At 60.4% G+C, this 13311-nt stretch carries 13 protein-coding genes; 10 read left to right on the forward strand and 3 right to left on the reverse strand.

What is annotated here, in order from left to right; translation table 11 throughout:
- Positions 1–168 precede the first annotated feature (168 nt).
- A complete protein-coding gene (locus tag IB246_RS00375) occupies positions 169–1650 on the reverse strand; it encodes a sensor histidine kinase (protein ID WP_008041123.1) in 1482 nt (493 codons plus the stop codon).
- A gap of 393 nt (positions 1651–2043) precedes the next feature.
- Between IB246_RS00375 and IB246_RS00380 the strand changes: the two genes are divergently transcribed.
- The 9 genes from IB246_RS00380 (at position 2044) to feaR (ending at position 10032) form a co-directional block, all read left to right on the forward strand.
- A complete protein-coding gene (locus IB246_RS00380; RefSeq protein ID WP_008041125.1) occupies positions 2044–3207 on the forward strand; it encodes an acyl-CoA dehydrogenase family protein in 1164 nt (387 codons plus the stop codon).
- A 25-nt stretch (positions 3208–3232) separates the two neighbouring features.
- Positions 3233–3604 carry a hypothetical protein gene (locus IB246_RS00385; RefSeq protein ID WP_008033901.1) on the forward strand — a complete coding sequence of 124 codons (372 nt, stop codon included), beginning with the start codon at positions 3233–3235 and terminating at the stop codon, positions 3602–3604.
- A 3-nt stretch (positions 3605–3607) separates the two neighbouring features.
- On the forward strand, positions 3608–4093 hold the full coding sequence (locus IB246_RS00390) for a nuclear transport factor 2 family protein (RefSeq protein ID WP_008041128.1): 486 nt from the start codon (positions 3608–3610) through the stop codon (positions 4091–4093).
- The gene (locus IB246_RS00395; RefSeq protein ID WP_008041130.1) at positions 4090–5238 is read left to right on the forward strand and encodes an amidase; all 1149 of its coding nucleotides are present in this window, start codon (positions 4090–4092) and stop codon (positions 5236–5238) included. Before IB246_RS00390 ends, IB246_RS00395 begins: the two co-directional genes overlap by 4 nt.
- A gap of 20 nt (positions 5239–5258) precedes the next feature.
- Complete coding sequence (locus tag IB246_RS00400) at positions 5259–6542, forward strand: aromatic ring-hydroxylating oxygenase subunit alpha (protein WP_008041131.1); 1284 nt, start codon at positions 5259–5261, stop codon at positions 6540–6542.
- The gene (locus IB246_RS00405) at positions 6539–7039 is read left to right on the forward strand and encodes an aromatic-ring-hydroxylating dioxygenase subunit beta (protein ID WP_008041132.1); all 501 of its coding nucleotides are present in this window, start codon (positions 6539–6541) and stop codon (positions 7037–7039) included. The genes IB246_RS00400 and IB246_RS00405 overlap by 4 nt, the downstream gene beginning before the upstream one ends.
- Before the next feature lie 10 nt (positions 7040–7049).
- Positions 7050–7790 (forward strand): SDR family NAD(P)-dependent oxidoreductase, encoded by a 741-nt coding sequence (locus tag IB246_RS00410; RefSeq protein WP_008041133.1) that lies wholly within the window; start codon positions 7050–7052, stop codon positions 7788–7790.
- Positions 7791–8012: 222 nt separating this feature from the next.
- The gene (locus IB246_RS00415) at positions 8013–8960 is read left to right on the forward strand and encodes a PDR/VanB family oxidoreductase (protein ID WP_008041135.1); all 948 of its coding nucleotides are present in this window, start codon (positions 8013–8015) and stop codon (positions 8958–8960) included.
- A 151-nt stretch (positions 8961–9111) separates the two neighbouring features.
- Entirely contained in the window at positions 9112–10032 is a 921-nt protein-coding gene (gene feaR, locus IB246_RS00420) for a transcriptional regulator FeaR (RefSeq protein ID WP_008041136.1), read from the forward strand.
- Positions 10033–10492: 460 nt separating this feature from the next.
- On the opposite strand, the gene IB246_RS00425 is transcribed toward feaR, so the two are convergent.
- Complete coding sequence (locus IB246_RS00425; RefSeq protein WP_008033885.1) at positions 10493–11122, reverse strand: response regulator transcription factor; 630 nt, start codon at positions 11120–11122, stop codon at positions 10493–10495.
- A 261-nt stretch (positions 11123–11383) separates the two neighbouring features.
- Here IB246_RS00425 and hpaC point away from each other — a divergent pair, with 261 nt between their 5' ends.
- Positions 11384–11896 carry a 4-hydroxyphenylacetate 3-monooxygenase, reductase component gene (gene hpaC / locus IB246_RS00430; RefSeq protein ID WP_008033884.1) on the forward strand — a complete coding sequence of 171 codons (513 nt, stop codon included), beginning with the start codon at positions 11384–11386 and terminating at the stop codon, positions 11894–11896.
- Between the two features lie 109 nt (positions 11897–12005).
- Here hpaC and IB246_RS00435 read toward each other — a convergent pair whose 3' ends face one another.
- Positions 12006–12950 carry a hypothetical protein gene (locus tag IB246_RS00435; RefSeq protein ID WP_008043038.1) on the reverse strand — a complete coding sequence of 315 codons (945 nt, stop codon included), beginning with the start codon at positions 12948–12950 and terminating at the stop codon, positions 12006–12008.
- Between the last annotated feature and the right edge of the window lie 361 nt (positions 12951–13311).

Genomic DNA, 13311 nt, shown 5'->3' on the forward strand with positions numbered 1-13311 from the left:
TGTGTGTCTGTGCCAGTCTCGAAAAACCGGCTGAACACACCGCAATTGCAAGCCAAAACCACTGACCTGTAGGAGCCAGGCTTGCCGGCGAAGGCGTCCTTGAGTACGCCTTCGCCGGCAAGCCTGGCTCCTACAGGTTCGCGTTTAGATTCAGGTTCTTCGGCGGTTTCAGGCGGGAGTTGCGAGGGGAAGGGTGAAGGTGAACACCGCGCCGCAGGGCTCAAGGTTTTGCGCCCAGATATCGCCGCGATGGCGGCCGATGATGTTTTTGCACAGCGCCAGGCCAATGCCGTTGCCGCTGACCTTGGAGGAGAAGAAACCGTCGAACAGCTTCTCTTGCGCCTGGGCCTGAATGCCGCGACCGCAGTCTTCGATGCGCACCAACGCCACGTCGTTTTCGCGGCTGGCGTGAATGCGCAGCACCCGTCGTTCAACAGGCAGATCGCTCATTTCTTCAATCGCGTTGAACGCCAGATTAAGAATGACCTGACCGATCAGCACCTTCTCGCAGCTCACCCAAAGCGGCGCGGGACTGGCGACAATCTCGACGCGGACCAGGCTCGGATCGGCGCGCAGGCTGATGAAATAGCGGGTTTCGCGCAGCAGTTCGTTGAGGTCGATCAGCTCTTCGGCCTGCTCCAGTTTGACCACGTAATCGCGCACGCTTTTGATGATCAGCGACGCATGCTCGATTTGCCGCACAGCGTTTTGCAAACCCCAGGCGACGCCCTGATCCGTGGCGGACTCCTTGCCCAGGCGAATCACCGCGCCTTCGATGAAGTTGCGGGTGGCGGCCAGCGGTTGGCTTAGCTCATGAGCAATGGCCACGGCCATTTCACCCATGGCGTTGTAGCGCGCCAGGTATTCGAGTTTCTGCTCGCTGACCCGCCGAGCTTCTTCGGCGCGCACTTGTTCGGTGACGTCGCGAAACAGCAGCAGGTGGCCGACCAGGTCATCTTCGATCTCGATAAAACGACACGTCGCCTCATGCCAGCGCCACTCACCGTCGCGGCGTTGCAGGTGGTAGTGCACGCGGAAGGGCGCATGTTCCGGGGTCTCGCTGGCCAGCTGTTGCAGCAGCCGGCGGCGCGAATCGTCGTCGCACCATGACAGGAAGTTTTCGCCGATCAGCGTGTGTTCTTCGCTGTTGAGCAGGTGCGCGCCGGAGTCGCTGATAAAGCGGATATCACCTTCAGGACCGAGCACCGCGACACCTTCGGCAAGGTCCTGCATGAATGCCTTGAGTCGGCTTTCGAAACGCTTGAGGTCGCGCTTGACCTTGTCCTCCCTGGAGATGTCGCGGAACTGCACCATCAGCACATCGCGACCGTCCAGATGCACCAGCGTCGCGACGGCCTCGGAGAGGATTTCCACGCCTTGCTTGGAGCGATAACACCACTCGATGGCGCGCTGGCCCGTGCGCGCTGCGCCTTCCAGCCAGCGCAGGCCGACCGAGCGCCGGTACTTGGGCGCGTCGCGGGTCATGTCCGGGGCTTTCAGCGGCGTCAGTTCTTCGAGGGTAAAACCCAGCGCGTCGAGGGCGGCGGTGTTGGCCCAGAGGATCTCCTTGCTCTGCGCATCGTGAAGAATGATGCACAGCGGCATGGCTTCGATGAGGGTGAAAAAGTCGTGCGGTTTTGGCAGGTACATCGCGCAGTCCTGAGGAACCGGTGAAGGGAAAGTATGGCTTTTTATACCCGCTTGCGCGTGGGGATGCGCTCAGAGGTAACCGGGGGCGGGCTAGGGGATTCCTTTAGTGAAGAGGCTGCACGCACCAATAGTGGCGACCCGACGCGGTTTTTACACTGGACCTCAATGCAAGGGCAACGACCTCACAGCCAACAATCTTCCCTGTGAACGCGAACCCTTGTAGGAGCCGGCTTGCCGGCGATGACGTCTTCAAGAGCGCCGCCAGATTCAAGGGCCTCATCGCTGGCAAGCCAGCTCCTACAGGGAATCGCGTCGGTCGTTACCCGTGCCACATAACGCTCGCCACGCCTCCCGGCAGGCTGCGGCTAATAACAATTAAACGGAGAGAAGCCCATGCTGCGTTCAGCTGTCGCGGAGAAAGACCCTCTGCCAGGCGTCGACGGCAACACCGTCCACCGCCAGGCCTTTGAGCAGGTGCTGGCGGAAGTGCGCCAGCGTCGCGATGAATTCGACGCCGGTTCCCACGTGCCACGGGACATGATCGAGCGCTTCAAGCACGTGGGCATCTACCGCGCCGCCACGCCGAAATGCTTCGGCGGTGACGCCCTGGCGCCGGCGCTGTTCCTGCAAATGATCGAGCGTATTTCCGAAGCCGATGGCTCTGCGGGCTGGGTCGCCAGTTTCGGCAGCGCCGGCGTCTACCTCGCCGCATTGCCGCCGGAAACCCTCGCCGACATCTACGCCCAAAGCCCTGATCTGGTGTTCGCCGGAGGCCTGTTCCCGCTGCAACCCGCTGAAGCAGTCGAGGGCGGCTGGCAGGTCAACGGCACCTGGAAATTCGCCAGCGGCTGCAAGGGCGCCGACTTGCTCGGCGTGGGGATTGGCGCGGCGGGTGGCAAGCCGCGCACTGCGGTGTTCCGTGCGGACCAGGTCGAGATCATCGAAAACTGGGATGTGGTCGGGCTCAAAGGCACCGGCAGTCACGACCTGCGCGTCAGCGACAAACACGTCGACGAACGCTGGACCTTCATCCGTGGCGGTGCCGCGACCATCGACGAGCCGCTGTTCCGCTATCCGTCGATTGCCTACGCCGCGCAAGTGCTGGCCGTGGTCAACCTTGGCCTGGCCCGCGCCGCCCTCGACGAAGTCAGTCGCATGGCCGCCGGCAGCGGCATCACCGGCGCACCGAAAATGGCCGACCGCGCCTACGTGCGCATCGAGATCGCCAAGGCCGAAGCCCGACTGGCCGCCGCCCGTGGCTTCTTCTACAACGCCACCGAGCAAGTGTGGAATTCGATCCTGGCCGGCAACCCGGTCACCGCCGAACAAACCAGCCTGTTGCGCTTGTCCGCGATTCACGTGTCCCAGGCGGGCGCCGCCGTGGTGCAGAGCGCGTACAGCCTCGCCGGCACCACCGCGATTTACCTGCGCCATCCGCTGCAGCGTTACCTGCGCGATTCGATGGTGGTCACCCAGCACGCGTTCCTCAGCGAAGGCCTGTACGACGGCGCCGGCTCGGTGTTCCTCGGCGTGCCGCCGTTCCCTGGCTACATCTGAACCCACTCTTCAAGGATCAATATTCATGTCCCAGACCACCCAAGAACCGCTGCGCGTCGTCTTCTGCATCGGCATCACCCAGAACTTTTTCGACCTGCCCACCGGCGAAGGCCTGAGCGTCTGGAAAGGCTTCAGCCAGATGATGGGCTCGCTCGGCGCCATGCCCGGCATCACCGTACTCGGCGCGATGGACGATGACCGGCTGATGGTCGGCCCGTCCACCACCTCGCCATGGACCGTCTACATCATGGCCGACGTCGACTGCCACCAATCGGTGATCGATGCCTGCAACCTGTTCCGCACCACGCCGGTAAACGAGTACAGCCTGTGGCGTTACGCCAAGGTCGAAGCGCGCATCGGTCGTCCACTGACCATCCCCGATGCCGCCAGGGTGTAAGCCATGAACGAGGCCTTGTTGCAGCGTCTGGCGACGCTCGAAGGGGAGAGCCAGGTGCGCCGCTTGATGGCGCGCTACATGGACCTGTGCGATGTGCCGAGGGCGATCACCCACGTCAGCGAGCTGGCGCAATTGTTCTGCATCGACGCCGTGTGGGAAGGCGTCGGCAGCGTCACCGCGCAGACCTTCGGCCAGCACCGCGGGCGTGAGGCGATTGCGGCGTTTGTCGGCGGTTACTTGCCGCCCTCGGAGCACTTTCATCTGAACCTGCATTACCTCACCAGCGAGTCGATCCTGGTCGACGGCAGCAGCGCGGAGGGGCAGTGGATCATGCAGCAGGTGTCCACCTACGCCGATGGGCGCAGCGAGTTGTTCGGCACGCGCTTGAACATCGATTTTCGCTGTGTCGAGGGTGTCTGGCTGATCGCGCATTTCCGCACGCAACGCTTGTTCAATTCGGACCTCTTCACCTCGGAGTCGGGCGCATGAGCACGTTTATCAGCGAATTTTTACTCGGTGGCGACGGCAAGCGGGTCGCGATCAAGGACTCGATCGACATCGCCGGCCATCCGACGCGCTCGGGCAGTCGTGCGTTTGCCGATGCGGAACCGGCGCTGCGCAACGCCGACGTGGTGGACGCGATCCTCGACGCAGGCTGGCAAATCGTTGGCAAAACCAATATGCACGAGTTGGCGTTTGGCGTGACCGGGATCAACGACTGGACCGGCACGCCGATCAACCCGCAAGCACCGGACCGCGTGCCGGGCGGCTCTTCCAGCGGTTCGGCGGCAGCGGTCGCCGCCGGTCTGGCGGACATCGCCATCGGCACTGACACCGGCGGCTCGGTTCGTGTACCGGCGGCGTGCTGCGGCATTGCCGGGTTGAAACCGACTTATGGGCGAGTCAGTCGGGTCGGTGCGCATCCGTTGGCGTCCAGCCTCGATTGTGTCGGGCCGTTTGCCGCCGACATGGCGGATCTGATCGCGGCGATGCAAGTGATTTGCCCAGGCTTCCAGGTGCAGGGTTTGCCCTCTGGCAACGCGTCGGTGGGTTTTCTTGAAGTCGACTGTGACCCGCATCTTCAAGCAAGCCTCGGTGCCGCCGCCGACAGTGCAGGCTGGCGTCGCAGCCAGCTGCACCTGAGCGATTTCGAAGCCGCGTTCGCCGCCGGCCTCACCGTCATCAATTTTGAAAATTGGGCCGCATTCGGCCACCTCACAGGTAAAGGCCTGATCGGCGCGGACGTTGAGCAACGCCTGCTGGCCGCGAGTCGCACGAGTGCGGCGGACCTGGCGCAAGCGGAGAAAGTCCGCGCGCGCTTCAGCCAGCAAGTGGACGCCGCGCTGGAAGAATTCGCGGTGCTGCTGTTGCCGACGATGCCGAGCCTGCCACCGACGCTGATCGAAGCCCGCAGCGCCAGCAAAGCGGTGGCCGGCATGACCCCGTTGGTGCGGCCGTTCAACCTCAGCGGCCATCCGGCGCTGACGGTGCCGGTGGAACTGGAGGGCAGCGGATTGAAAGTCGGCCTGCAGATTGTCGGTCGTAAAGGTCAGGACGAACTGGTCTGCGCCTTCGGTGCGCAGTTGCAACAGAGCATGGCCGGCGAACGGTCGACCCCTAACAAGAAATCATAAAAAGCCATGAGGAGAACCGCATGAGCACTCATGAATACCGGCTGATCGCATCATCGAAAAGCCCCGAAGACCTGGTCCAGCACGACCGCGTCGACGTCTCGCTGTACAACGACCCGGCGCTGTTCGAAGCCGAGCTGGAAAAGATTTTCTACCGCACCTGGGTGTGGGTTGCCCACGAAAGCGAAGTGCGCAACAGCGGCGACTTCAAGACCGCGACCATCGGCCGTCGCCCGGTGATTGTGGTGCGCGACAAGAAGGGCAACATCAACGTCCTGGAAAACCGCTGCCGGCACCGTGGCGCCACGGTGTGTGAAAAACACAAAGGCAACGCCACCGGTTTCACTTGCCCGTATCACAGCTGGTCGTACGGTCTGGACGGCAAGCTCCGTGCGCTGCCGTATCCGGATGGCTACGAAGGCATTCTGGAGAAGTCCGAACTGCCGCTCACCAGCCTGCGCGTGGAAAGCTACGCCGGCATGGTTTTCGCCAGCTACAACGACGAGATCGAACCGCTGGAAGATTTCCTCGGCGGCGCCAAACACTGGATGGACCTGTTCATGAAGCAGGGCGCCGGTTTCCCGATCAAGACCCAGGGCGAACACAAGTTCAGCTTCAAGGGCAACTGGAAGATCCAGCTGGAAAACACCACCGACGGTTATCACTTCCCGATCGTGCACAAGTCGTTCATGTCGTCGGTGGATGAAGAAACCTCGGAAATGCTCTCGTTCATGACCGACGAACAAGCGGTCACCCATTCGCTGGGCAACGGCCATAGCGTGATGGTGATGGTGCCGGAACACGTCGATCTGGATCACGACGACGGCACCGAACAGTTGCAGGAACGCTTCGCTCACGTGACGGAAGAGCTGTCGAAAACCATGGAGCCTGCGCAAGTCCGTCGCATCGTGCGCTCGCTGCACGGCGCCGGTTTCAACCTGAACCTGTTTCCTAACGTCGCGATGTCGATGTCGTTCTTCCGCGTGCTGCGCCCGGTGTCTGTGACCGAAACCGAGATCCGCCACGTTGCCCTCGGCATGGACGGCGGCCCGGAAATCGCCAACCGCGAACGCATGCGCATCCACGAACACTTCCAGGGGCCGTTCGGTTTCGGCAGCCCGGACGATGCCGAGGCCTGGGACCGTGTGCAGCGCGGTTCGTACGCCGGTGTCGATGCACCGATCCTGGTCAACCGTGGCCTCAATCGCGAAATCACCGCCGAAAACGGCGACAAGGTCAGCCACGCCACCGACGAAGGCGGCATGCGCGGTGCCTATGACATGTGGAAAAGGATGATGAGCCAATGAGCAATCACGACACCCTGAACGGTTTTTCCGGCCCGTTGGCCCAGGCCATCGAATTCATCTGGCGCGAAGCCGAATTGCTCGACCACAAGAACTACGCCGAATGGGCGACCTTGTGGAGCGACAGCGGCAAGTACATCGTGCCGATCGACCCGGACACCGAGGACTTCGAAGCGAGCCTCAACTACGCCTACGACGATGCGCGCATGCGTGACCTGCGCATCGAACGCCTGACCGCCGGCTATTCACCGTCGGCGGTGGACGCGGCGAAAACCATCCGCACGATCTCGCGTTTCCGCCTGGTCGAAGCCGCCGGCGACATCGTCGAAGTCAACTCGGCGCAGTTGCTGTACGCCTACAAGCGCGGCGTGCATACGCCGTTCGTGGCCGACCTGAATCATCGCATTCGCTTCACCGACGGCGTCGCGAAGCTGGAGCGCAAGGTCGTGCGCCTGATCAACTCCACCGACAGCCTGAGCGCGCTCGGCTTCCTTCTGTGAGGGCAACATCATGAGTCGAGTAGTCCTTGTAACAGGTGCCTCGCGCGGACTGGGCGAGTGCATCGCCCGCCGTCTGCACGGGGCGGGTTATCGCGTCGCCCTGGCGGACGTGCGTCTCGAGGGCGTGCGGCGATTGGCTGCCGAGCTGGATGCCAGCGGTGCCAGTGCTGTCGCCATTGAGTTGGATGTGCGCAGCAAGGCCGACTTCCAGCATGCCCGCGACGTGCTGGTCGAGCATTGGGGCGGCTGCGACATCCTGGTGAACAACGCCGGCGTGTCGAAAGTCGCCGCGTTGATGGACATCACCCCGGAGGAGTTCGACGAGTCGATGGCAATCAACCTGCGCGGCACTTTTGTCGCGTGCCAGGTGTTCGGCGCGCACTTTGCCGAGCGTGGTTTTGGTCGCATCGTCAACATCGCCTCGCTCGCCGGGCAGAACGGCGGCACCGCCACCGGCGCGCACTACGCAGCGGCCAAGGGCGGCGTGGCGACGCTGACCAAGGTCTTCGCCCGTGAACTGGCCCCGCAAGGCGTGACGGTCAACAGCATTTCGCCGGGGCCGCTGGACTTGCCGGTGGTGCGCGAAACCGTGGCCCCGGAGCGACTGGAACAGATCCTGAAAATGATCCCGGCCGGCACCCTCGGCGACCCCGGATACATCGCCGACAGCGTGTTGCTGCTGATCGCCGACCACGCCGCCTCTGTAACCGGCGCGTGCTGGGACATCAACGGCGGCCTGTTCATGCGCTAAACAAGGCTTCACACACAACCCTGTAGGAGCCGGCTTGCCGGCGATGGCGTCCACGTTGGCGATGCAAATCTCAAGACCGGAACAATCCCTTGTAGGAGCCGGCTTGCCGGCGATGGCGTCCACGTTGGCGATGCAAATCTCAAGACCGCCATCGCTGGCAAGCCAGCTCCTACAGGGGGCCTAACAAACGTCCCAAAAATCAACCGTATTTCAGGTGATGCAATGATGAAGGTGAAGATCGAAAGGATCGTCGACGAAGCGCTGGATATCCGTTCCTTTCGCCTCGTGCGCAGTGACGGCCAGCCGCTCGACGCCTATGAACCGGGTGCCCACGTCGACCTGACCGGGCCGACCGGCGTGACCCGTCAATATTCGCTGTGCAGCCCGCCGCAGGACCGTCGCGCGTACCTGGTGGCGGTGAAAAAAGAAGTGCAGTCCCGTGGCGGTTCAGCGGCGCTGCACGAGGTGGAAGAGGGCATGGAGCTGGAAATGGGCGCGCCGCGCAACCTGTTCCGCCTCGACCCGACGGCCAGCGAACATGTGCTGTGCGCCGCCGGTATCGGCGTCACGCCGCTGCTGAGCATGGCTTATCGGCTGAGCGAAAACGGCCAGCCGTGGCGCCTGCATTATTTCGCCCGTTCGCCGCAATACGCCGCGTTCGCCGAGCTGTTGGCGAGCACGTTCGCCGGGCATGTGCAGTTCCACTACGGCATCGAGCCGGGTGACATGGATGCCACGTTGAGTGAGTGCCTGAACCACGCGGGCAGTACCGCACACGTGTACACCTGCGGCCCGGCACCGTTCATGAACAAAGTGGTGGAAGTGGCGGCGCGCAGCCGCTGCGACGATGCGATCCACCTTGAGCACTTCCAGGCCGATCCCGCAGCGAATGCCGGTCCGAGTGGCGGTTTTGAAGTGGAGCTGGCCAGTTCCGGCGTGGTGCTTCAGGTGCCGGCCAACGCGAGTCTGGTCGATGTGTTGCAGGCCCACGGTTGTGACATCGACACCGAATGCCGCGAAGGCATCTGCGGCACCTGCATCGTCGAGGTGCTGGACGGTGTGCCGGAGCACCGCGACAACTGTTTGTCGAACAAGGAAAAGGCGTCCAACAAACAGATTTGCGCCTGCGTTTCCCGCGCCGTTTCCGCCCGTCTGGTATTGGACATCTAACGCAAGGGAAGGCTGGCAAGCCAGCGCCGGAGCCTGTTGAATAGGGCCCGGCGGCCGTCGAAGGAGGAGACAGCCAAGGTAAGTAACATTTGCCGAACCGCTCGACGAAGCGGTCGAAAAATAACAATAAAATGCGTGAGGCTTTGCAGTGATGATGACTTCTTCGGCGGTTCGCAACGAGGCGTTCGAAAGCTGGCTGAGCCAGGTCAACCAGGCCTGCGGGCGTTTCGATGCCCGGGCCCTGGATACGGATTTCTACGGTGAGCTGGCGGAATATCGCAGCGGCGCGATCAACCTCAGTGTCGTCGACATGGCGCATGTGCACCTGTATCGCACCAGCAAGGACGTCAGCGTCAGCAGCGACGGCCACTATTACGCGGTGTTCCAGATGCGTGGCAGTTCCCGGCTGGAGCAGGGCGACAACCGCGCTCAACTGGGCACGGGCGACATCGCCCTGATCGACGCCTGCCGCCCGAGTGACATGACCTACAACGAGGATTCCCGACAGTTGTCGCTGATCCTGCCGCGTCAGGTGGTCGAGCGCGGTTCGCATTTCAATGCAGTCAACTGCGCCACACGCATCGCGGCCGGTACACCACTGGCGGCTATGGCCAACCGCTTGGTGCTGGATACCCGGCAGCAGGAAGGCCTGGACATGCAGGAAAGCGAAGCGGTGCTGGATGCGTTGGTCAGCCTGCTGTTGCCCGGGATCAGTGCCCGCGACAGCGGCGCGGATGCCCACGAGCGGCAGTTTCGCAAGATCATCGCCTACATCGACGAACACATCAGCGCCGAAGACCTGTGCCCCGAACTGATTGCCCGTGAGGTAGGGATTTCGGTGCGTGGGTTGTACCGGATGTTCTCCAAGCGCGGCCTGGTGGTGGCGCAATACATCAAGCACCGACGCCTGGATTTCTGCGCGGAAAACCTGCGCCGCTCACCTGACGAGCAGAAGCTCTCGGCGCTGTGTTACGCCTGGGGATTCTCTGATTCCAGCTACTTCTCCTCGGCGTTCAAATCCCGCTTCGGCGTATCGCCGGGCGCTTATCGCAAGCGCTACAGCCACAACTGACCTCTCCTGCAGGAGCCGGCTTGCCGGCGATCGCGGGGCATCAGACGCCATCAGTGTTGAATGTGCCGGCCCCTTCGCCGGCAAGCCGGCTCCTACAGTAGATCTTCGTCGTGCACATACTTTGAGTTCGCTGCAGACCCCTGTAGGAGCCGGCGTGCCGGCGATGGCGGGGCATCAGACGCCATCAATGTTGCATGTGCCGGCCTCATCGCCGGCAAGCCGGCTCCTACAGTAGATCTTCGTCGTGCACATACCTTGAGTTCGCTGCAGACCCCTGTAGGAGCCGGCTTGCTGGCGATGGCGGAGTGTCAGACGCCATCAATGTTGAATGTGCCGACCTCATCGCCAGCAAGCCGGCTCCTACAGTAGATCTTCGCCGTGCACATACCTTGAGTTCGCTGCAGACCCCTGTAGGAGCCGGCTTGCCGGCGATGGCGGCCTCATGACCGCTGCAGATCCCTCAATGCCGAGACGGCTCATCCACCGGTAAATGCAGCACTTCGCGCACCAGCATGGCAATGCTGGTCACGCCCATCTTTTCCTTGATCTTGGTCCGGTGCACATCAACGGTTTTCACGCTGATGTTCAGCTCCCGGGCGATGACCTTGCTGGCCTTGCCATCGATCACCAGCATCAACACCTCCCGTTCACGGCTGGTCAGCAGGGCGAGTTTGCCTTGCAGGTGCTGGCGTTGCTGCTGATCGGCCTGGGCATGCACGGCGGTCTTCAGCGCCGCTTGTATGCGGTCGATCATCTGCTGCGGGTTGTAGGGTTTCTCGACGAAATCCAGCGCACCGTTCTTCATCGCGGTCACCGACATCGGAATGTCGCCATGGGCGGACACGAAGATCGTCGGCAGGGTGCTGCCACGCTGGTTGAGGATTTCCTGCAGCTGAAAGCCGCTGGTTTCCGGCATGCGCACGTCCAGCACCAGGCACGCCGGTTGCTTGGGGTCGTACTGGCTCAGGAACTCTTCAGCGCCGGCAAAGCATTGCGCCTGGACGCTGACCGACTCCAGCAACCAGGCCAGCGAGGTGCGCAGGTCTTTGTCGTCATCAACGATATAAACAATCGGTTTGCGGGTTTCCATCAGGGGTTGCCACGAGATTTTCTAATTATTGTTTTCGCACGCGTGCACGCTGCGGCGGACGTCGACACCTATGTTGGCGCCTTTTAGCAGAATACCCACTGCGACGGGCCCTGACGATAAAGAAACCACCTAGTCGACTAGCGGAAAGCCTACCTCGGCATGGGGATCGTCAGAATGGTTGCGCGCCACGTCGGGCTTTAGTCTTGTTCCATCACCCACGGGCCGCGAACGCGCGGTCCTCCTGAAGGAAGGGGCACCGACATGGCCAACCTGAGCCAGCAGCAAATCGACTTTCGCAACGCCATGGCGCAACTGCCGGCGGCGGTGAACATCATCACCACCAACGGCCCCGGCGGACGCTGCGGCATCACCGCCAGCGCCGTGTGCTCGGTGACGGATTCGCCACCGACCGTGCTGGTGTGCGTCAACCGCAACAGCGCCACCCACGATGTGTTCCGCACCAACGGCCGGCTGTGCGTCAACGTGCTGTGCGGCGAACAGGAAGAACTGGCCCGACACTTCGCCGGCATGACCCAGGTGCCGATGGCCGAGCGGTTTGCCTGGGACTTGTGGGACGGCGGCGACACGGGCGTGCCGGTGCTGCGTGATGCACTGGTGCAGCTGGAAGGGCGGATCAGCGAGTGCAAGGAAGTCGGGTCGCATTCGGTGATGTTTGTGGAATTGTCGAAGGTAGGTGTGCGTGGGGAGGGCGATAGCCTGGTGTATTTCAACCGGTTGTTTCATCGGATTGAGCATGCTGTGGCGGCTTGCTGAAACACCGCGTTATCGTTCATCGCGGGCAAGCCCGCGATAGCGGTATGTCTTGTAAAAGACACGTTGAAAGAATGTATTAAATTAGGTGTTTTGATGATTTTTGTACCATTTATAGTTGCTGGGGAAATCGCTGGTTTATTGGGGTTACGATCACTGCCGGGCTAAGAAAGTCAATGTGGTAGCCGGAAGATCCATCACCAATGGCTAAATGAACCCCGCTGATGCCTTCATTCATTTGTGAGTTGATTTTGTAATCTATGTTTTGAGCTATAGCCTCGTTTACGCCGATGGCGAACTCAGTCAGCTTGAGCCCCCGAGGGCCGGCCGCTAGATCCAAAAGCTTTATGTGATCCTCGTTTTTTATTTTTAGAGACGTCACGGTGTTATCTTCAATTGATAAGAATGTATCTTCCTCCGAAATACGATCACTCAACCATTTGAGTGAGGTTTTCAAACCCTCAGGGAGTGTCGAGTTAGGCTTTCTCAGTACGGTCAGTATTCCTGCGACTTTTAACGTGCCGCTAAATGAAAATGGACATGGCTCTTGCGGGTTCATGTGAGCGTAATGGACTTCAAAGAACTCTGCCACGGACTGAACAAAATTGTGTGATACGTCTTCGGCGAGTAGTGCATAGGGTTGGGCGTGCGGGAAAACTGTGACGCGTGCATCGGCGTCGTTGCCAGTCAGAAAAAAAGATTCATTTGAATTCAGCATGTTTAACACAGACCGTTGTGTACATAAGGCATTTTCAAAATTGCTGCTCAGTAAAAGCTTCAGACTATAGAGCGCGCTGGCTACAGTTGGCTCGAACACTTGAGTTGCGCAGAAAATACTCTTCTTGTTTTCCGTGTTTTTTGCCAGTTCAAAAGTCATTTTTGCGGCATCGTTACTAAACGAAAAGACAATACTGTTTTTTGGCAGGTTTGCCAGATCTGAAATATTGGCCGTATTGAACCCTAAATGCTTGCATTCTCTGAGGAAGTCTTCTGAGTCTGCAATAATTGATGGTTTTTCGTGGCCGAAAAGTGTCGATATCATATTCGGTAGTGACATAAAACCCTCCTTGTTTTCCAATGCGCGGTAATAATGATTGCCGCGCATTGGTATCAGTTACTCTTCAGTATGAGCCCAAGCCAGCGGTGCCCATCCAAAGTTATCCGGTCCTGAAGTGATCCGATTTAGGTTTTCCTTAACGATCTCGGTGTTTTTCATTTGATCTTCCTTTTTCATTTTTGGATTTTTGCTCCCGAAACTGCTTGGGAGAGAATTAATTAATACAGATTTTTTTGATGTATTAAATGGTTTATTGGGTGTTTTTTAGAATAGTTTTGATGGTTTTTGTTCTTGGGTGCTGCAGGCAGTTATTTATGTAGGATAGATCTGTAGTCCTGTTCTGAAAATTTTATGTTTTCCA

Origin of the sequence: Pseudomonas sp. PDM01, from assembly GCF_014852325.1 — a bacterium.
In the GTDB taxonomy this organism is placed as follows: domain Bacteria; phylum Pseudomonadota; class Gammaproteobacteria; order Pseudomonadales; family Pseudomonadaceae; genus Aquipseudomonas; species Aquipseudomonas migulae.

Excerpts from the sequence above, each read along its gene's own strand:
- IB246_RS00375 (WP_008041123.1), bottom strand. The coding sequence starts at position 1,650 with ATGTACCTGCCAAAACCGCACGACTTTTTCACCCTCATCGAAGCCATG.
- IB246_RS00380 (WP_008041125.1), top strand. The coding sequence starts at position 2,044 with ATGCTGCGTTCAGCTGTCGCGGAGAAAGACCCTCTGCCAGGCGTCGAC.
- IB246_RS00385 (WP_008033901.1), top strand. The coding sequence starts at position 3,233 with ATGTCCCAGACCACCCAAGAACCGCTGCGCGTCGTCTTCTGCATCGGC.
- IB246_RS00390 (WP_008041128.1), top strand. The coding sequence starts at position 3,608 with ATGAACGAGGCCTTGTTGCAGCGTCTGGCGACGCTCGAAGGGGAGAGC.
- IB246_RS00395 (WP_008041130.1), top strand. The coding sequence starts at position 4,090 with ATGAGCACGTTTATCAGCGAATTTTTACTCGGTGGCGACGGCAAGCGG.
- IB246_RS00400 (WP_008041131.1), top strand. The coding sequence starts at position 5,259 with ATGAGCACTCATGAATACCGGCTGATCGCATCATCGAAAAGCCCCGAA.
- IB246_RS00405 (WP_008041132.1), top strand. The coding sequence starts at position 6,539 with ATGAGCAATCACGACACCCTGAACGGTTTTTCCGGCCCGTTGGCCCAG.
- IB246_RS00410 (WP_008041133.1), top strand. The coding sequence starts at position 7,050 with ATGAGTCGAGTAGTCCTTGTAACAGGTGCCTCGCGCGGACTGGGCGAG.
- IB246_RS00415 (WP_008041135.1), top strand. The coding sequence starts at position 8,013 with ATGATGAAGGTGAAGATCGAAAGGATCGTCGACGAAGCGCTGGATATC.
- feaR (WP_008041136.1), top strand. The coding sequence starts at position 9,112 with ATGATGACTTCTTCGGCGGTTCGCAACGAGGCGTTCGAAAGCTGGCTG.
- IB246_RS00425 (WP_008033885.1), bottom strand. The coding sequence starts at position 11,122 with ATGGAAACCCGCAAACCGATTGTTTATATCGTTGATGACGACAAAGAC.
- hpaC (WP_008033884.1), top strand. The coding sequence starts at position 11,384 with ATGGCCAACCTGAGCCAGCAGCAAATCGACTTTCGCAACGCCATGGCG.
- IB246_RS00435 (WP_008043038.1), bottom strand. The coding sequence starts at position 12,950 with ATGTCACTACCGAATATGATATCGACACTTTTCGGCCACGAAAAACCA.